Here is a 24,143-nt window from a genome sequence, read left to right on the forward strand (position 1 = left end):
GGGAGCGCGGCGGGGGCCCCTGGGGCCACACGCCGAAAACCGGATTTCGTCTCCGGCCGACGGTCCGCTAAAGTAATCGATGTCGCCAGGGCAGCAGCGCTGCAAGGCGGCGATCGGGGTGTAGCGCAGCTTGGCAGCGCGCTTCGTTCGGGACGAAGAGGTCGTGGGTTCAAATCCCGCCACCCCGACTTCGTAAGACCAGGTCAAGGGCCTGATCCGCATCGCGGATCAGGCCCTTCCTGCGTCTGCGGGGGTCGTTGGACAACACCTGGGAGAAGATCTTGGTCGGCATACCCCCGCGCCCGCGCAGCCTTCGCCGGCCGGCGTCGCCGGTCTGGCTGTCGCCGCGGGTGCTGCGGACCGAGGTGCTCGGCGGTCTGGTGGTCGCACTGGCGCTGGTTCCCGAGGCGATCTCCTTCTCGATCATCGCCGGGGTCGACCCGGCCATCGGCCTCTTCGCCTCGTTCACCATGGCCGTGGTGATCTCCGTCGTCGGCGGGCGGCCGGCCATGATCTCCGCCGCCACGGGGGCCGTCGCGCTCGTGATCGCGCCGCTCAACCGCGAGCACGGCCTGGGCTACCTGATCGCTGCGGTGATCCTCGCCGGCGCCTTCCAGATCGTGCTCGGGGCGCTCGGGGTGGCGAAGCTGATCCGGTTCGTACCCCGTTCGGTGATGGTCGGCTTCGTCAACTCCCTCGCCATCCTCGTCTTCATGGCGCAGGTCCCCGAAATGCGGAACGTGCCGTGGGCCGTCTACCCGCTGATCGCCGGCGGGCTCGGGCTGATGGTGTTCTTCCCGAAGGTCACCAAGACGGTTCCGGCCCCGCTGGTGTCCATCGTCATCCTCACGGCGATCACCGTCGCCGCGGGCATCGCGGTGCCGACCGTCGGGGACAAGGGCGCGCTGCCGTCCTCGCTGCCGGTTCCGGGTCTGCCGGACGTGCCGTTCACCCTGGACACCCTGACGCTCATCGCCCCGTACGCCGCGGCCATGGCGGTGGTCGGCCTGATGGAGTCGCTGATGACGGCGAAGCTGGTCGACGAGATCACCGACACCCGCTCCAGCAAGACCCGCGAGTCCGTGGGCCAGGGCATCGCGAACATCGTCACCGGATTCTTCGGCGGCATGGGCGGCTGCGCGATGATCGGCCAGACGATGATCAACGTGAAGGTGTCCGGCGCCCGGACCAGGCTGTCGACCTTCCTCGCGGGCGTCTTCCTGATGGTGCTGTGCATCGTCTTCGGGCCGGTCGTCTCCCGGATCCCGATGGCCGCGCTCGTCGCCGTCATGGTGATGGTCTGCTTCGCCACCTTCGACTGGCACTCCGTCGCCCCGAAGACCCTGCGGCGCATGCCGGCCGGCGAGATCACCGTCATGGTGCTGACCGTCGCCTGCGTGGTCGCCACCCACAACCTCGCCGTCGGCGTCGTCGCCGGGTCGGTCACCGCGATGGTCATCTTCGCCAAGCGGGTCGCGCACCTGGCGAACGTCACCGCCGTCACCGACCCCGACGGGGGCACGGTGGTCTACTCGGTCAGCGGTGCGCTGTTCTTCGCCTCCTCCAACGACCTCGTCGGGCAGTTCGACTACGCCGCAGACCCGGACAGGGTCGTCATCGACCTCTCCGGTGCGCACATCTGGGACGCGTCCTCCGTCGCGGCGCTCGACGTCGTCGAGACCAGGTACCGGCAGCGCGGCAAGAGCGTCGAGATCACCGGCCTGAACGAACACAGCGCGCACCTGCACGGCACCCTCAGCGGGAAGCTCTCCGCCGGACACTGACAGCGGGGCCCGCTTCGAGGGAAGCGGGCCCCGAGGTCGGCGACGGGGTCAGGAGCCAGGGGTCAGGGGCGGAAGAGGGCGCGGACCGAGTCGTCGTACGCGGCGCTGATGGCGAAGGCCTTCTCGGCCAGGGCCAGGCGCTGCGGCATGCCGACCGCGGAGGGGGAGCCCTCGGCGTCGTCCAGGAGCTTCACGACGGAGTCGTAGTCGTCGGGGTCGCTCAGCGGGATGACGTGCTCGCAGTTCTTCGCCGCACCCCGCAGCATGGCCGGGCCGCCGACGTCGATCTTCTCGCGGAAGCCGGCGAAGTCCGTGCCCGCCGCGAGCTGCGGGAGCACGTAGTAGTTGCAGGCGACGAGGTCCACCCGGGTGATCCCGTACTCGGCGATCTCCGCCAGGTCGGACTCGGTGTCGCGGGCGAGGATGCCGCCCATGACCGACAGGGTCAGCGTCTTGACCCTGCCCCCCAGCAGGGTGGGGGCGCCCGCGAGGTCGGCCACGTGGCCGACCTTGTGCCCCGCCTCGCGCAGGAGGCGGTGGGTGCCCTCGGTCGCCACGACGTCCCAGCCCAGCCGCAGCAGCCCGGCGGCCAGCGTGTCGATGTTCCGCTTGTCACTCACGGCAAGTACGGCGAGCACGTCAGTTCCCCTCGGTCCCGGTCTCGGTCTCGGTCCCGGTCTCGGTCTCGATTTCGATGAGCGCGTCGCGGTGGGAGCCGACCGACACGTAGCGCACGGGTACGCCGAGCAGGCGCTGGATCCCCTCCACGTACGCGCGGGTCGCCCGGGGCAGCTCGTCGTAGCGCCGCGCCCCGGAGATGTCCTCGTCCCAGCCGGCGAACGTCTCGTACACGGGCTTCATACGGGCCAGCTCCGCCGGGCTGGTGGTGAACTCGGCGACCGGGCGGCCGTCGCGCTCGTAGCCCGAGCACACCTGGAGCTCGCCGGTGCCGGTGAGCTGGTCCAGGTTGGTGATGGCGATCGCGTCGGCGCCCTGCATCCGGGCCCCGTACCGGGTCGCCACCGCGTCGAACGCGCCGAGCCGGCGCGGGCGGTTGGTGGTGGACCCGTACTCGCCCCACTGGCGACGCAGCCGGTCCGCGCGCTCCTCGTCGAACTCCGTCACGAAGGGGCCGGCCCCGACGCAGGAGGAGAACGCCTTGGTGACGCCGACGGTCCGGTCCACCTTCGCCCACGGGATCCCCATGCCGACGGGCGCGTGCCCCGCCAGGCAGTTCGAGGAGGTGGTGAAGGGGTAGATGCCGAAGTAGAGGTCGCGCAGGGCGCCGAGCTGGCCCTCGGCGAGGACGGTGGCGTCCTGGGCCAGGGCCTCGGTCAGCAGCCGCGTCACGTCCACGACGTGGGGTTCGAGGCGCTCGCGCACCTCGGCGGCCCACTGCTCGACGTCGGCGAGGAGCAGGGGGGTGCCCCCGTAGATCTTCTCGATCCGCTCGTTCGCCCAGTCCACGACGGAGGCCAGCCGGGCGGGCAGGCTCTCCTTGTCGAAGAGCTCCCCGACCAGCAGCGTCTTCTTCATGACGCGGTCGCCGTACGCCGGGGAGATGCCCTTGCGGGTGGAGCCGTACTGCCCGTGCGAGAGGCGCTCCTCCTCGGCGGCGTCCAGGTCGCGGTGGAAGGGGAAGCAGACGGAGGCCTGGTGGGACACCAGCAGGCGCTCGGGGTCCACGCCGTGCTCGGCGAGCGCGTCGAGCTCGGCCAGCAGGCCTTCGATGTCCACGGTCATGCCGGGGCCCAGGATGCTGGTGACCTCGGGGCGCATCACGCTGCTCGGCAGGCTGTGCAGTTTGAACTTGCCCTGATCCGTGTGGATGGTGTGCCCCGCGTTGCTGCCTCCGTGGTAGCGGACCACGTAGTCGGCATCCGCGGAGAGATTGTCGACCATCCTTCCCTTGCCTTCGTCGCCCCAGTTAAGGCCCACGACCGCCAGTAGCACGATGGAACTCCTCAGTCAGCTTTCGGGTGCGGCAGCGCGGGTGCCCGCGCTGCCGCTCGGTCGTCAGGCCAGCAGAGCGCGGCGGCGCTCGGCGACCTTGCCCCAGACGTCCGGGTTGAGGGCGCTCGGCGGCTGCTTGCCGCCGAGGGCGGTGATCAGTTGGGAGGCGGCGTTCAGGGCGAGGGCGCGCTTGGTCTCGACGGTGAAGTCGGCGATGTGCGCGCTCAGTACGACGTTGTCGAGCCCGAGCAGCGCGTGGTCGGCGGGCAGCGGCTCCTCCTCGTACACGTCGAGGGCGGCGCCCGCGAGGTGACCGCTGCGCAGCGCCCGGACCAGGGCGTCGGTGTCGACGACGCCGCCCCGGGAGGTGTTCACGAAGTAGGCCCCGGCCTTCATCTGCGCGAAGGACTTGTCGTTGAACATGTGCGCGGTCTCGTCGTTCATCTCGGGGTGGGCCGTGACGAAGTCGGCCTGGGCGAGGAGGTCTTCGAGGCGCTCGACCTTGATCGCGCCGACCTCGGCCATCTTCTCCGCCGAGACGTACGGGTCGTAGGCCAGGACGCGCATGAGGAAGCCGCCGTGGGCGCGGCGGGCGGTCCAGCCGCCGACGTTGCCGAGGCCGACGATGCCCAGGGTCTTGCCGGTCAGCTCGACGCGGTGGGTGCCCAGCCGGCTCGCTCCCCAGGCGGCCTCGTTGCCGTGGCGGTGGATCGCGTCGAGGCCCCGGGTGACCATGAGGAGCAGGCCGAAGAAGTGCTCGGAGACGGGCTTGCCCCCCAGGCCGGGGTTGTTGGCGACGACGACGCCGGCTTCGGTCGCCGCTTCGATGTCGATGTTGTCGACGCCGCGGCCGCTCGACAGCACGGCGAGCAGCTTCGGCGCGGCGGCCAGCAGCTCCCGGTCGATCCGGGCGGGGTAGCGGGCGACGAGGCCGTGGGCGTCGGCGAGGGCCGCGAGGACGGCCTCGCGGTCGGCGTCGTCGACGCGGGTGACATGGGCGTGCTGCTCCAGCAGCTCCTCGGCCTCGGCGTCGTACATCGAGCCGACGAGGACTACGTTCGGTCGCATGATCCTGTGCTTCCTACGGGGCTAGTGCGGTCGCAGCACTAGGGAGTGGATGGTGCGGGTGGGGAGGGGTCAGGCCGCGACGCTGGCGGCCAACAGGCTCTCCAGCGGCCGCAGTTCTCCCCCGCGGCTGGCTGCCAGCAGCCGCCGGGTGAGTTCGGCGTGCTCCACGGGCGCGGCGGTGAACCGGGGCCTGCCCTCCTCCAGGCGGCCGAGCGCCCGGCCGTACAGCTTTCGGCAATACACCTCGCTGATGCCCAGCACGCCGGCGATCTCGCGGTAGCTGTACTCGAAGGCGAGTCGCAGGACGAGTACGGCCCGCTCGGCCGGCCCGAGGAGTTCCAGCAGCCAGGCCACGCCGCGCCGCAGTTCGTCGGCGCGCTCCACGCTCCGCGGCGGCTCCTCGACCGGCGGGCCCGCCGGCGTCGTCAGCTCGTCCGGTAACGAGGTTCCGACGTAGGAGACCCGCCGGGTGTGCGCGGACTTCCAGTAGTCCGCGCACAGGTGGCTCACCACGGTGGAGAGGAAGGCACCGTGGTTCTCCACGTTCGTGGCCGTCATCCAGCGCAGCCAGGCCTCGGAGATGATGTCCTCGGCCTCTTCGGCCGACCCGACGCGGCGGTATGCGAGCGCCTGGAGACCCGACCTCCGGCGCTGGAACTCTTCCTGGTCAACATCGAACAAGGTATTGCCTCCAGGCCGGCCCGTGGCTCAGCCCATCTCTGGGGTCAGGCCCGGCCCTCGGCCAGCACCTGACGCAGGCTCTTGTCGAAGGCCGCGGCGTACTCGGTGATCTCCGCGTCGCCCATGGGGGTGGAGATGCAGCCCAGGCCGCTGTCGCCGATGTGGATGCCGTTGTCCAGCAGCACCCAGTACAGGCGCTTCATCGCCGCGGCCGGGCTGGCGTAGCCCTCGGGGGCACTGGTGGCGATCACGCGGAACAGCGAGCCGAGGCCGTTGACCTCCCAGTCCAGGCCGACCGACTCGACCGTGGCGCGCATCGCCTGGCGGGCGCGCTCGCCGAGCTCGCCGATGCGCTCGTGGGCCTCCTCGGTGAGCAGGCGCAGCGAGGCCACGCCGGAGCTCATGCTGACCGGGTTGGCGTTGTACGAGCCCGAGTGCGGCAGCGCCGGGGCGCCCTGGCTCGGGTCGAAGACGCTCATGAACTTGCGCCGGCCCACGACCGCGCCGATCGGCATGCCGCCGCCGATGACCTTGCCGAGGACGGTGAGGTCGGCCTCGCTGCCGAGCAGGTGCATGGCGCCGTGGAAGCCGACGCGGTAGGAGCCGACCTCGTCGGAGATCAGCAGGGCGCCGCTCTCGTCGCAGAATCCGCGCAGCGCGTCCAGGTACTCCTTGTTCGCGGGCACCAGGCCGATGCGCCACGGCACCGGGTCGATCAGCACACAGGCCAGGTCGTCGGCGTGCTCGCGCAGCACGGCCAGGGCGCCCTCGGCGTCGTTGAAGGGGATCACGACGGTGTTGTTGACGACGCCGTCGGGGTTACCGGTGACCGCGTGGTTGATGAGCGAGCCGGAGCCGTCGTTGTTGACCGCGACGGCGTCGTAGGCACCGTGGTAGGCGCCCGCCATCTTGGCGATCTTCGGGCGCTTGGTGTAGGCGCGGGCGGCCTGGACGGCCATCATGACGGCCTCGGTGCCCGAGCTGGTGAAGCGGCAGTGCTCGAAGGTCTCGTTGCGGGCGGAGAGCGCCTGGGCGTACTCGACCTCGACCGGGGTGGGCATGCCGAAGCTGGTGCCGCGGGCGACGGCCTCGGTGATCGTCGCGACCATCTCGGGGTGTGCGTGGCCGTGGATCAGGGTGGTGCTGTTGTTCAGGAAGTCGATGCGCTCGACGCCGTCGGCGTCGGTGACCCGCGCGCCGCTGCCCGACTGGATGTAGACGGGGTACGGGGCGCTGTAGACGGCCGTACGGCTGTTGCCGCCGGGCATGACCTCGACCGCGCGGGAGTAGAGCTCGGCAGACTTGTCCGTGTTCACGATGGGCCCTTTCACAACTGTGCGGGAATTGACGGGGATCGACGCGCGGGGCGTCGTCAGCGGGCGGTCCTGATCGACACGTCCGCCGTGAAGTACGGGCCGGCCAGTGAGACCTCGCTGCCGGCGGGCACCCACTGCGGGGTGTCCTCGGCCGCGGGGCCGGCCGCCCCGAGCCGCTCGGCCAGGCGGGCGGCCATGACCGGCACCAGCGGCCGGGCGACCTCGGCCAGGGTCCGTACGGCCATGAGCTCCAGGGCCATGCACGTACGCGCGTCGCCGGTGGGCGGCGCCGTGTCCAGTACGTCCTCGCACGCCTCGGCGAAGCGGCGGGCCCGGTCCACGAAGGTGCGTACCGCCTCGGCGGCGCCCCGGGCGTCGAAACGCTCCGGCTCCAGGGCCCGGGGGAGCTGCGCGCGGAACTCGCGGATCTGGCCGTAGAAGCGCTGGGCCTCGGCGTTCCAGCTGCCCGCCTCCGGGACGATGCCGCCGAAGTGCTTGTCCAGGCGGGCGTCGACCGATGCGAGCCAGGGCTCCCAGCCGTCGAGCAGCTGTGTCCGGACGAAGTCCGCGTACTCGGCGACGACGAAGTCACGGCGGCGGATGTCGGGCCGGGTGCCGGCCAGGTACAGCCGCAGCTGGTCGCGGGTCTGCTCGGAGAAGACCTCGCGGCCCCAGATGGCGTGCATCCGGCCGGTGGAGAACTTCTGCCCGTCGAGCAGGTAGAACTCGTTGCAGATCATCGTGTCGGGCAACGCGACCTTGTCGGTGAACGACCCGAGGACGGCCGGGAAGACGATGGTGCGCAGGAAGGCGTTGTCGAAGCCGAAGAACAGCACCGTACGCGGATCCTCGGACTCGGCGTACGCCTCCCAGCCCGCGGTGCCCCGGCCCTTGGCCAGCTCGTCGAGGGCCGTGATGAAACGCGCGGCCAGCTCGAAGGCCGAGTACATCCGCTGGCCCTCGGTGGCGTCCGGCCCGTCGCCCGCGGGGTCGGCCGGCACCAGGATGCCGTCCGGCGCGACGGTGCTGACCGGGAGGTCCGGCAGGGGCCCGGCCAGGACCCGCTCCACGTAGGCGCGCAGCCGGGCGCTCATGTGGGCCGTGCGCAGGTACGCGGTGAGCTTGTCGCGCAGCGGTTCCAGCGGCAGGTAGTAGCGGGTCAGCTCGCGCTGCTCGGCCGGGGTGCCGCAGGTGGCGCAGCCGGGGTCGCGCAGTTCCTCGTCCGCGAAGGGCAGCGCGCAGGCCTCGCACTCGATGCCCGCCGTGTCGTGGGAGCCGCAGTGCGGGCAGGCGCCCGAGACGAACGCCTCGAAGAGGAACGTCCCGCAGGGGGCGCAGTAGTTCGCCGACACCGTCTTCGCCACCACGGCGCCCTTGGCGCGCAGGCTCTCGAAGATGTCGAGGGCCACCTGCGGGTACTGCGGCGAGGAGGGGCGTACGAACACGTCCCAGCCGATGTCCGCCGCGGCCAGCGCCTCCTGGATGGCGTCGGTGTTGCGCTCCGCCAGCTCGTAGAAGGACAGGCCCTGGCTGATGGCGGCCGACGCCACCTGGCTCTGGTGGCCGACCGTGCCGAGCAGCAGGTGGGCCTCGGTGCCGCGCTGGAGCAGGCCGCGGCGTACGAGGTCGGCGCCGAGGAACGGGCCCACGACGTGGCCCAGGTGCAGCTCGCCGTTGGGGGTGGGGAAGGACGGCAGGAGCAGGACGGGGCGCTCGGCCCGCGAGGAGCCGGCGGCTTCCGTGGCCCGCTTGTCGTGTTCGCGGTCCAGGGCCGACATGTCCTCCCACCAGGTGGTGAGGAAAGTCAGCGGCCGGTCGTCCGCGAGGTTGCGCAGGGTGTGCACGCCCAGCGGCGCGAGCCGCACGGTGTCCCCCGCCGCGACCTGCGCGGACTCCCCGTCCGAGACGACCTCGCCGCGGCCGTCCAGGATCACCCAGACCTCGGTGTCGTGATGGTTGTGCGGGGCTGTTCTCTCTCCGGGGCGGAGCGTGACCCTCCTGAGGTTGAAGGGCAGTGCGCCGCCCTCGGCCCAGGAAGGCTCGACGCTCCGGACGAAATCGGGCAGCTCGAGCTCGCCGACAGTGCGGGGAATGGGTATGACGTGCATTGCTGGGCGCGGAACGTCGTACGGCTCGCCGGCCGCGGACACCCCGCTGCTCCTCTCATGTCATGGACTTCGGGTGCGGTATCAGGCCCGTCCGGCCGCGACGGCCCCCGGGTGGCGCAGGGCCGCCTCGTCGGAGCCGAGCGGCTCCCAGTCCAGGGCGGTGCTGACCGGTCCGGTGTCGTAGCGCTCCCGGCCGAGGAGGCTGTTGGCGATGACTGCGCTGCGCCAGGCCAGCAGGCTCAGGTTGGGGTCCGCGACACCGAATTCGCGGCGCGCCGCGTTCTGGACGAAGACGCGGTTGCCGGCCGGCCCGTCCCATTCGAGGCTGAAGTCGGACCGGACGACCGGCAGCCCGTGCTGGAGGGCGAGGCGGTCCTTGAGGCCGAGCAGCAGGTCCGACATCCCGTGCTCGTATCCGGTGGCGCACACGACCACGTCCACCTCCTCGTGCACGGGCTCGCCGCCGCGCGCCGGCTGCCAGGTGGTGCGCAGCCCCTGCGGGGTGCGGGTCAGCGCCGTCAGGTGCTGGTCCAGCAGCACGCGGCAGGCGCGGTCGGACCCTTCCAGCAGTTCCAGGTCGTACAGGCGCCGGTAGATGGCCTGCAGGGTGGACAGGGAGATGCCGTCGCTGGCCATCCGCAGCCGCTGTACGACCTCCTCGCGCTCGCCCTCGGGCAGGCTGTGGAAGTAGCGGCTGTAGTCGGGCAGGAAGAGCTCGTCGACGAACGGGCTGTCGTCGAGCGGCAGCAGGTTGGCCCGCCGCGTTCCCCACACGATCCGCTCGGGACGCTGGGTCTCGGAGGTCAGCAGGTGGTTGACGACCTCGGCGCCGCTCTGGCCGCCGCCGACGACGGCGACCCGCTTGCCGGAGAAGTCCCGCGGGTGGCGCAGCAGTTGCTCCGCGTGGAAGACCTGCTGCGGGTCGTGGCCGACGGCGCACTGCGGCAGCTTGGGGGTGAGTCCCGTACCGGTGGCCACGTTGCGGGCGCGCAGGACGCCGTCGGTGGTGTGCACCAGGAAGGCGGAGCCGTCCCACTCGATGTTTTCGGTGGTCACGCCGAAGCGCAGGTTGTCCAGGCGCTCCGAGGCCCAGCGGCAGTACTGCTCGAACTCGCGCCGCGGCACCTTGGAGCGACCCGTCACCAGCAGCCGGTACAGCCGCTTGGTCTCCACGAGGAAGGCCAGGAAGGAGTGCGGGTTGGTGGGGTCTACCGGGGTGACCAGGTCCTTCAGGAAGTGGACCTGCATCTCGGCGTCCGGCAGCATCAGGCCGGGGTGCCAGTCGAAGGCTTCCTTGCGGTCGAGGAACACGGCCGAAAAGCCGGGCTCCCGCGAGGTCAGGGCGGCGAGGCTGAGATTGGACGGACCTATCCCTACACCCACCAGGTCGTAGATCTTGGGGGTTGTACTCATATGAACTCCCGTTACAAGTGGGGGCGTTCGGCCTCGGTGATCTCGTGAGCCGGCAGCCATCGGACGCCGCGCCCGGTCAGCGACCGCATCACCCGTCCCGTCAGCTCCTGCGACAGGGCGAGGTGCGGTTTGATCCAGCCGGTTCCCTCGACGGCCCGTTCGGCCAGCAGCCGCGCTGCCGCGGCCAGGGTGAAGCCGGTGGTCCGGGCCATGGCGGACAGGCCCGTCGCCTCGTCGGCGAAGTCCAGCACCGTGGTACGCAGGGACGCGGGCCGGCCGTCCAGCAGTCCGTGTGCCGTCAGTTCCAGCACCACCACGTCCCGGTCGTCGGCGCCCGCCCGGACCTGAGGGGCCAGTACGCGCTCGACGAGCCGCCTCGGGGCCACGCGGGCTCCGTCGACGTCCACGGGGTCGTCCGCGAGCAGGCCCAGCCGGGCCAACTCCGTCACGGCCTGCGCGAACCCGGGCCAGCGCAGGGTCTTCTGGGTGCAGTCCGCGCCCCGCAGGGCCGGGTGCTCGCCCAGCCAGGGGGCCATGCCGTCGTGGTAGGCCTCCAGCCGACCGACGCCCTCGAACTCGCGCGTCACCACTCCGGAGAAGCGGGGGTGGTGCACCTCGCGGCCGCCGCGCAGGGCGAGCGCCTCGCGCTGGGCGATCGGCAGGTGGTAGTCGTTCTCCCCGCCGAAGAAGGCGGTGTACCCGAGGGGTTCCCGCGGTTCGCTGGGCACTCCCCCGCAGCAGATCTCCAGCGCTTCCACGCTGTCGAGCCGGCTCGCGAGGTGGACCGCGAGGAGTTCGGTCAGGCCGGGTTCAAGGCCGATCGGCAGCAGGGCCGTGCCGCCTGCGGCGCTGATCTCCGCGTCCAGCCGGGCCAGTTCGGCCGTGGGCGGCCGGGTGATCCCGGCGACCGGGACGCCGGCCCGCACCGCCGCGCGCAGGGCGGTCTCGGTGGGGGCCCAGGGCATCGCCGTGGCGACGGCGTCGGAGCCCGACAGTGCGGCGTCCAGGTCCGGGGCGACCCGGACCGCGGCGCCGCCGCGGTCCGACAGCCAGTCGCGCAGGGCGGCCGCCTGTACGGGGTCCCGGTCCAGGAGCAGCAGCTCGGACGTACCGGGGTCGGTCGCCAGGGCGTAGGCGGCGGCCCGGCCCATCTGGCCGCAGCCTAAGAGGGTCACCCTCATGGGCCGGACCCCCGTTCACGCGCGCCCCACGTCATCCGGAGCGGCCGTCGACGGGCGAGACCCGGGCCGAGGCCTCGGTGGTGACGCGGCCGAGGAGCGCTTCGAGGCCCTCGCGCGTGACGTGCCGCGCGATGACGGCGACGACGCGCTGCTGGCCGAAGTTCTCCGGCGGCAGGGACACTTCGGTGCCGGCCGGGACCTCGTGGAAGACGTGGTCGAAGCCGGGGTCCTCGCCGATGCCCTCCAGGCCCTCGGCGCCCTCGAACCGGCCCGCCCGCTCGGCCAGTACGAAGCGCAGGCCCGCGTTGAGCTGCCGGTCGTGCTCCAGGCGCAGCTCTTCGCCCGCGGCCACCCGTACGACGTTCTCGAAGTAGTTGACGCCGGTGGCGAGCGGCACCAGGTGCGAGCCGATGTAGTCGCCCGCCGGGCGGCCGGCGATCTCGATGAACCGCAGTCCGCGGTCGCCCCACTTGGCTTCGAGGTGGAAGGCGCAGTTGTCGAATTCGAGGGCGCCGACGATGTCCTTCGTGGTGGCGCTCACCTCGGCCCGGGCATCGGCGGGCAGGGCGCTGGGGACCTTGTGCTCCAGCTCCAGGTGGAAGGGGACGCTGGTCACCTTGTCGGTGATGGTGACGATGTGGACCTCGCCGCCCGACACGAAGCCCTCGACGCTCAGCTCGTCGCCTTCGAGGAATTCCTCGACGATGAATTCTGCGCCGAACTGCTTGAACACCGGGTCGAAATCGGGCCGGGCGATCTGGGACAGCCTCTCCATGGCTGCGTCCAGGTCCTCCGGGGCCCGCAGTTCGAAGATCCCCTTGGACCCGGAGGCCCCGGTGGGCTTCACCACTGCGGGAAGTCCGACCTCTTCGACGGCGACCCGCAATTCCGCCAGGTCGGAGACCTTGGCGAAGCGCGGAAGTACGCCATCGAGATGCCGCAGGGCATCCTTCATCACATATTTGTTGCGCGCCCGGAGGGCGGCGGTCTCGGACATTCCCGGAAGCCCGAGATCAGCGGCGATGGCCGCTACCAGCTGCACGTCGACTTCCGTGAAATTCGCGACGCCGACCAGGTTGTATTCGGCGTGGAGTTCCCTGGCCGCGGCGATCGAAGCGGCCCTGTCGTACGTGTCCACCTGCCGGAATTCATGAACGAGCGGCTTGGCGAATTCAGGAATGGAACGGCCGAGGAGAATCACTCGATAGCCCAGACGTCGGGCGGCGAGCAGGGACTCCAGCCCTTCCCTTTGGATGCGTCGAAGGTTTACGAAGAGAATATGACGTTCCGTCACGAAACAGCCCCCGCGAGTGTCATGCATTCAAGTGGGTCTCTAGCACCAAGCGAGCGTTATTCAATCACAGGGGTAGGGGGTTGTGAAGAGGATCTTGGATGGATACTGGCCATTCCAGTTAAGACTGGCCAGATCCTTTCACACGCCATACGGTTCCCCTGATTCGAGCCACAAAACGATCGGATCAAGTCAATCCAGGGCCCTTCCGCGCTGTCAGCGGGTGACTAACTTAACTGAAACAGTCCGCCGAATCGCCGTTTAAACCCTGGTGATGGTGAACAAAAAGTGCCGCCCGCGCGGTCGGTCCGGAGGAACCGGATAGACCGCGCGGGCGGCACTGACAAAAGGTGAAGACTTCGTATGGAATTGGTTAAACGGCGGCTGCGGCCAGCGTCGGATGACCCCGGAGCGCGGCCGAGAACTGGTCGGTCACCCGCTCCAGCGCCTCGGCGGGCCCCGGCGCGACCGTCACCCGCCCGCCCTCTCCCAGGGTGATGTCCCGGTCGAGGGTGAACCAGCCGGGCGCGATGTGCGCGGCGCCCATCGAGGCGAGCACCGGCCGCAGCGCGTAGTCGATGGCGAGCACGTGCGCCGTGGTCCCGCCGGTGGCCAGCGGCAGTACCGCCTTGCCGGACAGGGCGTACTGCGGCAGCAGGTCGAGCAGTGACTTCAGCAGGCCCGAGTACGCGGCCTTGTAGACGGGGGTGCCGATGACGACCCCGTCCGCGCGCGCGAAGAGCGCGGTCGCCGCCACGATGGACGGGTGGCGCATGTCCGCCTTGAGCAGCGGCTCGGCCGGCAGGGTGCGGACGTCGAGCGGTATCACCTCGTGCCCCTGGGCAATGAGTTGCGCGTCCAGGTGGCGCAGCAGCCCGGTGGTCCGGGAGGTCACGGAGGGACTTCCCGAAACGGACAGGACGGTGGCCATGAGAGGTCCCTTTCTCTGGTGTTACGGGCCGAAAGGCGCGGGCTGAGGGGCGGGCGGAGCGAGCCTGACGCGGCCGTGAGCCCTACGGCGCGGTCGCGGCGCGCCAGTCCTCGCCCTCGGGTACGACGATGACGGCGGAGCGGACGGTGCTGTAGTCCGCGTCGAGACCCAGCCCCGGCGGCGTCTCGCCCGCGGCGTGCGCCTTGAGGGCGTCGAGCAGGTAGCGGCGGGTGCGGACGATGCCGCGGTCGCTCTTGCCGGGGTTCTCCATCGTCCGGTCGACGATCGGGCCCATGCTCTCCTGCACGGCCACGTCCTGGAGGACCAGGCCGCGGATGCCGGAGAAGCTGGTGCCGGCCCGCATGGCCTCCCGGTTCTGGCCCCAGCCGTTCTCGCGGGTGTAGCCCTCGCGGATGTTGTCCGGGTTGAGGTTGTCCAGATCGAGCCCGAACTGCTCGCTGAAGTAGGAGGGGTCGACGGGCTGGTCGTCGTTCCACCACAGGTACCACATGATCGTCTGGTGGTCGTTGACCGGAATCCAGGCGTGCCAGAGCCGGTCGCCGTTGGGCAGCTCGGGAACCACGGTGTACCACGGCATGGCGAAGGGCTTCACCCGCGCCAGGGTGTCCCCCGAGGACAGCGAGCGGACGGCCGCGAAACGCAGGCCGTACGGCTGCGGATCGATCTCGTCCCGGGGGGCGGTGTCGTCGAGCAGGTCGCGCAGCGGGCCGTTGCGGGCCTCGGTCTCGTGCAGCAGGGAGACGTGGGCGGAGTCGATGTCCGCCTCCAGGCCCTGGACCCAGTTGCAGTCCACCAGCGCGACGGTGGCGAAGACGTTCTCCGCCGGGACCTTGGTGAAGGGGAACTCCGGGAAGGCGGCGGGCTTGCGGCCGGTCCCGCCGAGCCACACCCAGATGATCCCGCCGGCCTCCGTCACCGGGTGGTGCAGGAGCTTGACGCGCTCCGCGAACCGCGGCCCGTCCTCCTCCGGCTCCGAGGGGGTCTCCAGCACCTCGCCCGAGACGTGGAACTTCCAGCCGTGGTAGACGCAGCGCAGCGCGCAGTCCTCGTTGCGGGCGAGGGTCAGCGAGGCCCCCCGGTGCGGGCAGGCCTCCGCGAAGCAGCCCACCGTGCCGTCGTCGGCCCGGAACAGGACGTACTTTTCGCCCAGCAGCTCCACCGGGACCGGGGCGCCGCCCCGCTCCGCGAGGCGCTCGGAGCGCATGACGGGCAGCCAGTACTCGCGAAGCAACTGCCCCATGGGGGTGCCTGGACCGACCTGGGTCAAGGTCTCATTCACCTTCTGAGTGGTCACTTCGGGCCTCCGTTTCGACATTCGGGAGGGGATGTCCGCGCCGCGACCATCACCCACCCTTGAAGACGATCCAGGCTCCCGGTCCGTGACAACTCTCCACGGACGAAGGCGGCTTGCCCCTGAAAGTCCGTTTGATTCGGGCCCGGAGCGGCGTTGGAGCCGGCCGGAGTCAGTCGCGCAGGACCGCGTACGGAGCCGGGTCGTCACCGGCCCCGCCCAGGAAGCGGCTGGTCAGGCCGGTGGCCTCCTTCAGCGCCGGGGCCCAGTCCAGGCCCGCGAGGCGCCCGGCCAGCAGGCAGCCGAAGAGCACGTCACCCGCGCCCACGGTGATCACCTGGTCCGTGAGCGAGGACGCGGGCTGGCACACCACCTCGGAGCCGTCCGCCGGGACCAGCAGGGAGCCCTCCTCGCCCAGGGTGACCAGGCAGCGGCCACCGGGAGCCGGTAACTGCCGGGCCGCCGCGACGAGATCCTCACGGTCGGTCAGCGAGCGGCCGGCCCACAGGGACAGTTCACGCCGGTTGAGCGCCACCAGATCCGCCCCGCGCCCCTCGGGCCGCAGCTTCGACACCTCGTTGGGGTCGGCCGACAGCAGCCAGAACGGCACGCCCCGGTCCCGCGCGGCGTCCGCGAGCCACGCGAGCGCGGGAGCCCCGGCGTCCGTACCGGCGGCGAGCACCGCGGCGGCGTCGAACAGGCCGCGGGACCGGTCGAGCAGAGCGGGGGTGATCAGGCCGAGGGCGCGCTCCCCGTAGAACCTCTTGTCGGCCACCGAGCCTTCGACCAGCTCGGCGTGGAACACCGGCAGTGGCGCCCGCACCGGCAACCGCAGCCAGTCGACGCCGTTTCCGGCCAGATGACCGCCCACCGCCGGACCGATCTCGCCGGAGTACTCCACCGTGACGAGCGCCGGCCGGGCCCCGCGCGCGCCCATCGCGCAGGCGGCGTTGTTCGCCACCCCGCCCCAGCGCAGGGTGGCGGGATCCTGACCCCGGCCCAGCGGGCCCTCGTGCAGGAAGTCCAAGGTGACGGTACCCACGAGAACCGGCCCACCAGCTGGACCGGGAGCGGGAATTGCCCTGTGGGATGTCAATATGCGATTGATGGAACTCACCCTTCCCTATGAATGGCATACGCGAAGGCCGACCGAAATGCAGCTCAGGCATTCGGAATCAAGCGGATCGTGAGAGCATGTGCGACCGCAGCCAGGCCCATTGCCGCGCTCATGCGCCGGTCCGGCGCCATCGCGTGCTTCCGCATCCGCATCGGACACCACGCAAGAGCCGCACCGCAACCCGCTCAGCAGAGGAGGCCCGAGATGGCACGCGCTGGTCAAGTGGCCTCGGACGGATCCGGCCGACTGGCATACGGAATTGCCGCCGGCATTCTGACCTGGGCCTTTCCGCCCTCACTCGTGGACGAGGCCGTCGCGGCGGCCGGTCGCACCGAACAGCGCTCCCGGTCCCTGTCGGCGCGCACGATGGTCTATCACGCACTGGCCATGTGGATGTACCCCTCGTCCGGCTACGAGGAGGTCATGCGCCGGCTCATGCTGGGCCTCTCCCGCAAGCACCACTGGGCGGACGACTGGCGGATGCCCTCGCCCTCCGCCCTCACCCAGGCCCGGCAGCGGCTGGGTCCCGCCCCGCTGCGCCTGCTCTTCCGCGCGGTCGCGCCGACCGTCGCCGGGCTGGCGCTCCCCGGCGCCCTGGAGCCGATCGCGCTCGACACCCTCACCCTCGGCCTGCCCGACACCACCGCCAACCGGGAACACTTCGGAGCCTGCCCCCGGGTACGGGTGACCGCGCTCGGGCACTGCGGCACGCAGGCCGTCCTCGACGCGGCCCTGACAGCGCCGTCGGCCGGCGAGGGCGGGCCCGCCCGGGACCTCCTGCGGTCGCTGGGCAAGGGCGCGCTGCTGCTCGCCGAACTGGACACGCTGTCGGTGGAGCTGTGGCGCCGGGCCGCCGCGGCCGGCGCGGACCTGCTCTGGCGGGCCGGGCCCGACTGGAAGCTGCCGGTGGACCGCGTCCTGCCCGACGGCAGCTACCTGTCCCGGCTCGCGGAGCCGGGCCCGGGCGCCGGGGCCGAGCCGCCGGTGCCGGTGCGCGTGATCACGTACGCCGACTGCGGCGGCGCGGTGGACCGGCTGATCACCAGCGTCCTGGCCCCCGCGGACGCGGCGGCGACCCGGCTGATCCACGCCCACCACACGCGGTGGCGGCTGACCGACACGCTCGGGGACCTCGCCCCGGGCGGGCCCTCCCCGATCGACGTGCTGCGCTCGCGCAGCCCGGAGCTCGTCGAGCAGGAGATCTGGGCGATGCTGCTGATGCACCACGCCGTGCGCGGCCTGCTCGTCGACCCCCGGGACCTGGACGGCCGCGCCGCGGCGGAACTCGCCGCGCTGGTCCGCACGGTGCGCATGATCGCGCCGGACTGCTTGTAGGCCGATCGAAGATCGTGTTAGCTTCCCAACGAGTTCTGCCGCGCAACGGAGCACCAACCTCCGGCCGGCATTGAGCCGTTACGCGGAATCCGCGGCCCTCTTCAACGATCCCCTGCCTGTCTGATCTCCCATGTCATCGGAGGCACCACGTGAGCCATCGCTCCCCCCGGAACCGCCAGGGACGACGCTCGTGACCGCAAGCACGGGAATGCTCCTCGGTTACGAGCTGCCCGACGCGGGTCTCGCCGACCCCACCCGCTTACTCGTCGCGGCGGCCCGCAAGGCCGAGGCCGCCGGGATCGGCCACCTGGTCCTCGGTGACCGGCCCGCCGCCCGCCCGGCCGGCGCCGCAGCGCCCGCCTCGGTCGTCGCCGCGTCCCTGCTGGCGGTCTCCACCAGCCGCATCGGCCTGGTCATGAACGCCGCGACCGACTACCACGAGCCCTACAACCTGTCCCGCATGGTCGCCTCCCTCGACCACATCAGCGCCGGCCGCGCCGGCTGGCAGGTGATCACCGGCCCCGACGGGCCCGCCGACGCCAACCACCGCCGCGAAGGGGTCGACCCCGCGGCCGGACGCGACGCCCGCGCCCGCGAGTTCGTCCCCCTCGTCCAGGGCCTCTGGGACACCTGGGAGGACGGGGCCTTCGTCCACGACAAAGCCACCGGGCGCTTCATCGACAGCGCCCGCATCCACGCCCTGAACCACGAGGGACCGGCGCTCCAGGTCCGCGGACCCCTCAACGTCATCCGCCCGCCGCAGGGCCGCCCCGTCGTCCTGGCCCCGGCCGCCGACCCGCTGGTCTCGCCCGCCGCCGACGTACTGACCGTGGGGAACCCGGACTCCGCCGCGCCCGCCGACGGCAGCGGCCGACCCCGGCTCGGGATCGTCACGCCCTTCACCGCCGGTTCCGAGGCACTCGCCCGCGAGCTGCACGCCCGGGCCGGCGCGCCCCGATCCGGTGCGGACCACGCGGTGCTCGTCGGCGACGCCGGGCAGATCGCGCAGCGGCTCGGCTCCTGGTTCGACCAGGGCGTGGTGGACGGGTTCACCCTGCGCTTCCCGCTGCCCGACTCTGACTCCATGGACGCGTTCACCGACACCGTGCTGCCGCGGCTGCGCGCAGCAGGCCGGTTCAAGGCGGCGTACACGGCGACGACGCTGCGCGGGCACTTCGGGCTGAGCAGGCCCGCGAACCGCATCGCGGAAAGAGGCTGACGACATGACATTCGAACGAGAGCTGCACCTCGGCCTGATGTTCTGGGCCACCGGTACGCACGCCGCGGGCTGGCGCCACCCGGACGCGCGGGCCGACGCCGCCTACGACATCGCCCTCATCCAGGAAGTCTCCGCGCAGGCCGAACGGGCCAAGTTCGACTTCGTGTTCCTCGGCGACCGCCTCGCGAGCGACCCGGCCCTCCAGCACAGCAACCCGGCCCAGATATCCCGCCTGGAGCCCTACGTCACCGCCACCGCCATCGCCGCCGCCACCTCGCGCATCGGCATCGTGGTCACCGCCAACCCGACGTACTCCGACCCGTACTCCATCGCCCGCCTGATGGCCTCCCTCGACCACGTCAGCGACGGCCGGGCCGCGTGGAACCTGGTCACCGGCGCCGACGCGGCCGCCGCGTACAACTTCGGCCGCGACACCCACTGGGACACGGCCAAGCGCTACGAGTGGGCCGAGGAGTGCGTCCAGGTCGTACGCGACCTGTGGGACAGCGGCGCCGACGCGCAGGGCGGCGCGCCCCGGCCCGTCGGGCACCGCGGCACGTACTTCTCGGTGGACGGACCGCTCGACGTGGCCAGGCCCCCGCAGGGGCAGGTGGTGCTGTTCAACGCGGGCACCTCCGACCAGTCCCGCGAACTGGGCGCCCGCGAGGCCGACATCGTCTTCGCCGGACCGCAGCCGACGCTGGAGCTGCGCAAGGAGTACTACGCCGACATCAAGGCCCGCGCCGCCCGCCACGGCCGGGAGGACCAGGTCACCATCCTGCCGGGGCTGACCCCCGTCGTCGCGCCGACCACCGAGGAGGCGGTCGCGCTCTACGACCTGCTCAACTCGCTGCTCGTGCTCGACCCCGAGGAGGAGCCCGGCGAGCTGGTCCGCAAGGGCGGCATCGGCGAGGGCCACCGGCGCAACCTCAGCTCCGCGGGCCGCGTGTTCGGGGTGGACCTGACGGGCGCCGACCTGACGGCGGAGGTCCCGGCCGAGACGCTCGCCGCGGTGTCCGAGGAGGGTGCGCGCAGGCTGGCCGAGATCACCCGCCTGACGCGGCGCACCATCGACGGCCCGCGCCGGATCACCTACGGGGACTTGGTGCACGCCACGCCCGCCGAGCTCTCGCACACGGTCGTCGGCAACCCGGACGAGGTCGCCGACATGATCCAGGAGTGGTTCGAGGGCGGCGCCGCCGACGGCTTCAACATCTATCCGGCGTACGTGCCGGGGGCGGTCACCACCTTCACCGAACTGGTGGTGCCCGAGCTCCAGCGGCGCGGGCTCTACCGCAAGGACTACGGCGGCCGCACGCTGCGCGACCACCTCGGACTGCCGGTTCCGCCCGTGCGGCCGCTTCCGTCACAGCCGAAGGAAGGGTGAAGCAGTGGGCACACTGGCCGTCGTGGGAGCCGGGACCCTGGTCTCCGGCGACCTCGCGAACCCCCTGATCGAAGACGCCGACACGGTGCTGTGCGCCGACGGGATCATCACCGCCGTCGGCCGCTCCCGGGACCTGGCCGACGAGATCGCCTCGGCCGACCGGGTGCTGAACGCCTCCGGGGCCACCGTGGCCCCCGGCCTCATCGACTCGCACGGGCACGTCACCTTCGGCGACTACTCACCGCGCCAGAAGGCCGTGGACTACCTGGAGGGGTACGTCCACGGCGGGATCACCCGGACGATCTCCGCGGGCGAGGTGCACGTGCCCGGCCGGCCGCGCGACCGCGAGGGCGTCAAGGCGCTCGCGGTGGCGGCCCGGGCGAGCTTCGACCGCTACCGGCCCGGCGGGATGCGGGTCCACGCGGGCAACGTACTGCTGGAACCGACCCTGACGGCGGAGGACTTCGCCCACCTCGCCCGCTGCGGGGTGTGGCTCGCCAAGTTCGGCTTCGGCGCGTACGAGAAGGCGCTGGACGGCGTCGACCAGATCCGCTGGGCCAAGGAGCACGGGCTGGTCGTCATGTGCCACGCCGGAGGCGCCAGCGCCGCGGGCTCCGCCTCCCTGCGCGCCGAGGACCTGCTGGCCCTCGACCCGCACGTGTGCGGCCATGCCAACGGCGGCCCGACCTCCCTGCCCGCGGCCGACGTGGAGCGGCTGCTGACCGAGAGCGGCATGGCCCTGCAGATCGTCCAGGCCGGCAACCTCAGGGCGGGCCTGGACATCGTGCGGCGGGCCGCGGAAGCCGGCGCCCTGGCCCGGATCGTGGTCGGCTCCGACACCCCTTCGGGGTTCGGCGTGATGCCGTTGGCCGTACTGAAGACGGTCGTGGAACTGTCCGCGCTGTCCCCGGTGCAGCCCGCCCAGGCCTGGGCCCTGGCCACCGGGAACGTGGCGGAGGTCTGGGGGCTGCCCGCCGGGCGGCTGCGGGTCGGTGCCGAAGCCGACCTCGTCGTCCTGGACGCGCCCAGGGGCTCGGCGGCCACCACCGCGCTGGAGGCCATGTCCATCGGTGACATCCCCGGCATCTCGGCGGTCGTCACGGACGGCGTGCCGCGCTTCCTGGCCAGCCGCAACACCCCGGGCGCCACGCGTCCGGCGACGCTGGACCGGTAACCGGGCAGCGGCGGGAAGGGGCTCGGCGACCGCGCCGAGCCCCTTCCCTTCGTCTCGTCCTACGCGAGCCGGGCGGCGAACCGCTCGGGCCGGAAGGCCGCCGCCAGCGGCGACGGTTCGCCCAGCACCTCCCGGGCGACGATCTCCCCCAGGACGGGCGCCAGGGTCAGGCCGCTGTGCGTGACGACCACGTACAGCGAGCCGACCCCCGGCACCCAGCCGAGCACGCTCATCCCGTCCGCGGGCATCGGCCGTACGCCGACGTACGCGGACTCCACCCCGACCCCCGCGCCGGCGCCGGGCAGCACCTCGTCCAGCCGCTCCAGCACGCGCAGTGCCGCGCTTCGGCCCTGTTCGGCCAGGTCGCCGCGGCCCGGCACCAGTTCCTCGTCCACGTCGTGGCAGTGCAGCACCAGCCGGCCGCCGCTGTGCGGCCGGATGCTCAGGTCCGGGGCGTGCAGTACGCGCTCCACCGGCGCCGGCGCCCGCACCGCGGAGGTGCGGACCAGCAGGCCCAGGGTGAGCGTGCCCTCGTCCCCCGGCTCCACCAGCGGTACGTCGGCGCCCACCCGGGCGAGGAGTTCACGGGTGCCGCGCCCGGCGCAGGTGACGACGGCGTCCGCCTCGATCCGCTCCCCGGAGGCCAGTACGACTCCGCGCACCGGGTCCGCGCCGACGAAGCCCGCGACCGGGTCGCCCGTACGGATCTCCACGCCCGCGCGGCGGCAGCGCGCCTGCACGGCGGCCACGAACCGGTCGCTGATCACGTGCGCGTCGGCCGGGTAGTAGAGGAGCGCCCCGTGCAAGGCGTCCAGGGCGAGCCCCGGCTGGAGTTCGCGCACCGCGCGCTCGGCGTCGAACTCCTCGACGGGATAGTTCCGTTCGCGGTAGCCGGCGGCGACGGCGGCCAGGCGGTCGGCTCCGGCGGCCGAGTCCGCCCAGTGCAGGTTGCCGCGCCGGAACAGCCACGGCTCGCCCTCGGTCCGGGCGGCGAGCCGCTCGTGGGCGTCCAGGCTCTCCGCGGTGAGGGCGAAGTAGGCGTCGGACCCGTTGTCCACGGCGTTCACCCAGCCGAAGCCGTGCGCGGACAGGCCCGTAGCAGGGTCCTGGCCGTCCACCAGGACCACGGAGACACCCTGTTCGGCGAGGTTCAGGGCCACGCAGCCGCCGATCGAGCCGGCGCCGACCACCACGGCCCTCATCGCGCCACCTCGCCGTTCTTGCCGAGGGCGGTCCCGCACAGGTAGCCGCCGACCAGCGCGGGCCCGAGGGTGCCGCCGGAGCCGGGGTAGCCCGGGCCCATCGGCGCCGCCGAGACGTTGCCGCAGGCGTACAGGCCCGGGATCGGGGTGTCGTCGTGCCGCAGCACCCGGCCGCCGGCGTCGGTGACCACGCCGCCCTTGGTTCCGAGCATGCCGGGCTCGACCCGGACGGCGTAGAACGGCGCCTGCTCCAGCGGGGCCAGGCAGGGGTTCGGGCCGTGCCGCTCGTCCCCGTAGTAGCGGTCGTGACTGGTGGTGCCGCGCCCGAACTCGGGATCCTCGCCGCGGGCCGCGTGCAGGTTGAAGGCCGCGAGGGTGGCGGTCAGCCCCTCCTCGTCGACGCCCAGGCGCCGGGCCAGCTCGGCGGGCGAGTCCCCGCGCTCGTACCAGTCCGGTACGGGGTCCGAGGGCTGCACGGAGGTGATCGGGTAGCGCCGGCGGAACGCCTCGTCGAAGACCAGCCAGGCGGGGGCGTTCGGGTACTCGTGCCGGGTGGGGTCGAAGGTCAGGAAGGCCTTGGTGACGTCGTTGTAGTTGACGGCCTCGTTGACGAACCGGCGGCCCCGCCGGTTCACGATGACCGACCCGGGCAGGCAGCGCTCGCCCACCAGGTGCCGGGTGAGCTGCGAGCCGTCGTACTCGGCGCCGGGCGCGCTCACCGTGGGGACCCACCAGGCCTGCGACATGCCGTCCACCGCGGCCCCGGCCTCCAGGGCCATCAGCAGCCCGTCGCCGTGATTCCACGGCGGGCTGACCGGGCGGGTGCCGGCCACGCCGAGGTGTGCCCGCTTGAGCCGCTCGTCCCACTCGAAGCCGCCGCTGGCCAGGACCACGCCGGCGCTCGCCCGGTACTCGACCGGGCCTTGGGGGGTCTGCGCCCGGACCCCCGCCACCCTGCCGTCCTCGATCAGCAGTCCGCGGACCCGTACGCCGGTCTCGAAGGCCACCCCGCGCTCGTCGCAGGCCGCGACGAGGCCCGCCACCAGCGCGGCGCCGACGGTCAGCACGCCCTCGGCCTTGCGGCGGGCGACGAGCTCGTGGTCGTAGAGCTCCGGGGAGTGCCAGCGGTGGCGTTCGTCGTAGGTGACGGCGTCGAAATGGCTGCCGCGCCGGATCCGCTCCACCAGGCCCGGCCGGTCGGCGGTCGGGAAGGGGACGTTGTCCAGGGTGCGGCCCACGTCGCGGGCGCCCGGCCAGTCCGAGTGGTAGTCGGGCCGGTCGATGGGGAAGAACCGCACCGGAGTCTCGGCGTGCAGGTAGTCGACCACCTCCGGGGCGGTCTCGACGTACTGCTCCAGGCGCCACGGCTCGACGGCGCCCTCGGTGACGAGCTCCAGGTAGCGCAGGGCGTCCTCGGGAGAGTCGGGCATGCCGTGCTCGCGCATCACGGAGCTGTTCGGAACCCAGACCATGCCGCCCGATACGGCGGTCGTACCGCCCAGCACCGGCGTGCGCTCAAGGACGAGCACCCGCCGTCCGCCGTCCGCGGCCCTGCACGCCGCGAGCAGTCCGGCGCCGCCGGAGCCGATCACAATGGTGTCGATTTCGTGGTCTCGCACGGAAGCCAATTCCCTCGAATTCCCGGTGGTGGAGGAGCAGATGACGGTGAAC

At 72.0% G+C, this 24,143-nt stretch carries 19 protein-coding genes and 1 tRNA gene; 6 read left to right on the forward strand and 14 right to left on the reverse strand.

Going from position 1 to position 24,143, the window contains the following annotated elements; genetic code table 11:
* The first annotated feature begins 114 nt into the window (after nt 1-114).
* Together ACFWBF_RS04565 and ACFWBF_RS04570 are read left to right on the forward strand one after the other, a co-directional pair.
* A tRNA-Pro gene (locus ACFWBF_RS04565) sits at nt 115-188 on the forward strand.
* Between the two features lie 102 nt (nt 189-290).
* Nucleotides 291-1,784 (forward strand): SulP family inorganic anion transporter, encoded by a 1,494-nt coding sequence (locus ACFWBF_RS04570; RefSeq protein WP_385595265.1) that lies wholly within the window; start codon nt 291-293, stop codon nt 1,782-1,784.
* Between the two features lie 62 nt (nt 1,785-1,846).
* Here ACFWBF_RS04570 and ACFWBF_RS04575 read toward each other — a convergent pair whose 3' ends face one another.
* From ACFWBF_RS04575 to ACFWBF_RS04630, 12 genes are all read right to left on the reverse strand, one after another.
* Nucleotides 1,847-2,422: a hypothetical protein gene (locus ACFWBF_RS04575; RefSeq protein ID WP_385595060.1), complete on the reverse strand. Its 576-nt coding sequence runs from the start codon at nt 2,420-2,422 to the stop codon at nt 1,847-1,849.
* 1 nt (nt 2,423) lies between these two features.
* Nucleotides 2,424-3,737, reverse strand: a complete 1,314-nt coding sequence (locus ACFWBF_RS04580; RefSeq protein ID WP_385595063.1) for an adenylosuccinate synthase — start codon at nt 3,735-3,737, stop codon at nt 2,424-2,426.
* A 63-nt stretch (nt 3,738-3,800) separates the two neighbouring features.
* On the reverse strand, nt 3,801-4,805 hold the full coding sequence (locus tag ACFWBF_RS04585; RefSeq protein ID WP_385595066.1) for a hydroxyacid dehydrogenase: 1,005 nt from the start codon (nt 4,803-4,805) through the stop codon (nt 3,801-3,803).
* Nucleotides 4,806-4,874: 69 nt separating this feature from the next.
* Nucleotides 4,875-5,486 carry a sigma-70 family RNA polymerase sigma factor gene (locus ACFWBF_RS04590; protein WP_385226744.1) on the reverse strand — a complete coding sequence of 204 codons (612 nt, stop codon included), beginning with the start codon at nt 5,484-5,486 and terminating at the stop codon, nt 4,875-4,877.
* A 44-nt stretch (nt 5,487-5,530) separates the two neighbouring features.
* The gene (locus ACFWBF_RS04595; protein ID WP_385595069.1) at nt 5,531-6,802 is read right to left on the reverse strand and encodes an aspartate aminotransferase family protein; all 1,272 of its coding nucleotides are present in this window, start codon (nt 6,800-6,802) and stop codon (nt 5,531-5,533) included.
* Between the two features lie 56 nt (nt 6,803-6,858).
* Complete coding sequence (locus ACFWBF_RS04600; protein ID WP_385595072.1) at nt 6,859-8,952, reverse strand: class I tRNA ligase family protein; 2,094 nt, start codon at nt 8,950-8,952, stop codon at nt 6,859-6,861.
* Nucleotides 8,953-8,991: 39 nt separating this feature from the next.
* Nucleotides 8,992-10,323 (reverse strand): lysine N(6)-hydroxylase/L-ornithine N(5)-oxygenase family protein, encoded by a 1,332-nt coding sequence (locus ACFWBF_RS04605; RefSeq protein ID WP_385595075.1) that lies wholly within the window; start codon nt 10,321-10,323, stop codon nt 8,992-8,994.
* A gap of 11 nt (nt 10,324-10,334) precedes the next feature.
* Nucleotides 10,335-11,504 carry a saccharopine dehydrogenase family protein gene (locus ACFWBF_RS04610; RefSeq protein ID WP_385595078.1) on the reverse strand — a complete coding sequence of 390 codons (1,170 nt, stop codon included), beginning with the start codon at nt 11,502-11,504 and terminating at the stop codon, nt 10,335-10,337.
* Nucleotides 11,505-11,535: 31 nt separating this feature from the next.
* On the reverse strand, nt 11,536-12,825 hold the full coding sequence (locus ACFWBF_RS04615; protein ID WP_385595081.1) for an ATP-grasp domain-containing protein: 1,290 nt from the start codon (nt 12,823-12,825) through the stop codon (nt 11,536-11,538).
* Between the two features lie 343 nt (nt 12,826-13,168).
* A complete protein-coding gene (gene ssuE / locus ACFWBF_RS04620; protein WP_385595084.1) occupies nt 13,169-13,726 on the reverse strand; it encodes an NADPH-dependent FMN reductase in 558 nt (185 codons plus the stop codon).
* Between the two features lie 82 nt (nt 13,727-13,808).
* Nucleotides 13,809-15,041: a Rieske 2Fe-2S domain-containing protein gene (locus ACFWBF_RS04625; RefSeq protein ID WP_385595087.1), complete on the reverse strand. Its 1,233-nt coding sequence runs from the start codon at nt 15,039-15,041 to the stop codon at nt 13,809-13,811.
* A 169-nt stretch (nt 15,042-15,210) separates the two neighbouring features.
* Nucleotides 15,211-16,080, reverse strand: coding sequence for a carbohydrate kinase family protein (locus ACFWBF_RS04630; protein ID WP_385595090.1), 870 nt, complete (start codon nt 16,078-16,080; stop codon nt 15,211-15,213).
* A 279-nt stretch (nt 16,081-16,359) separates the two neighbouring features.
* Between ACFWBF_RS04630 and ACFWBF_RS04635 the strand changes: the two genes are divergently transcribed.
* The 4 genes from ACFWBF_RS04635 (at nt 16,360) to ACFWBF_RS04650 (ending at nt 21,270) form a co-directional block, all read left to right on the forward strand.
* Nucleotides 16,360-17,490 carry a transposase domain-containing protein gene (locus ACFWBF_RS04635; protein WP_385595093.1) on the forward strand — a complete coding sequence of 377 codons (1,131 nt, stop codon included), beginning with the start codon at nt 16,360-16,362 and terminating at the stop codon, nt 17,488-17,490.
* A 190-nt stretch (nt 17,491-17,680) separates the two neighbouring features.
* Entirely contained in the window at nt 17,681-18,709 is a 1,029-nt protein-coding gene (locus ACFWBF_RS04640; protein ID WP_385595096.1) for an LLM class flavin-dependent oxidoreductase, read from the forward strand.
* Nucleotides 18,710-18,713: 4 nt separating this feature from the next.
* Entirely contained in the window at nt 18,714-20,096 is a 1,383-nt protein-coding gene (locus ACFWBF_RS04645; protein ID WP_385595099.1) for an NtaA/DmoA family FMN-dependent monooxygenase, read from the forward strand.
* A gap of 22 nt (nt 20,097-20,118) precedes the next feature.
* Nucleotides 20,119-21,270, forward strand: a complete 1,152-nt coding sequence (locus tag ACFWBF_RS04650; protein WP_385595103.1) for an amidohydrolase family protein — start codon at nt 20,119-20,121, stop codon at nt 21,268-21,270.
* Between the two features lie 59 nt (nt 21,271-21,329).
* Here the strand turns inward: ACFWBF_RS04650 and ACFWBF_RS04655 are convergent, their stop codons facing one another.
* Together ACFWBF_RS04655 and ACFWBF_RS04660 are read right to left on the reverse strand one after the other, a co-directional pair.
* Nucleotides 21,330-22,472: an NAD(P)/FAD-dependent oxidoreductase gene (locus ACFWBF_RS04655; protein ID WP_385595105.1), complete on the reverse strand. Its 1,143-nt coding sequence runs from the start codon at nt 22,470-22,472 to the stop codon at nt 21,330-21,332.
* Complete coding sequence (locus ACFWBF_RS04660) at nt 22,469-24,091, reverse strand: FAD-dependent oxidoreductase (RefSeq protein WP_385595108.1); 1,623 nt, start codon at nt 24,089-24,091, stop codon at nt 22,469-22,471. Before ACFWBF_RS04660 ends, ACFWBF_RS04655 begins: the two co-directional genes overlap by 4 nt.
* Nucleotides 24,092-24,143 lie beyond the last annotated feature (52 nt).

Source organism: Streptomyces sp. NPDC060028, assembly GCF_042736725.1.
Lineage (GTDB): Bacteria > Actinomycetota > Actinomycetes > Streptomycetales > Streptomycetaceae > Streptomyces.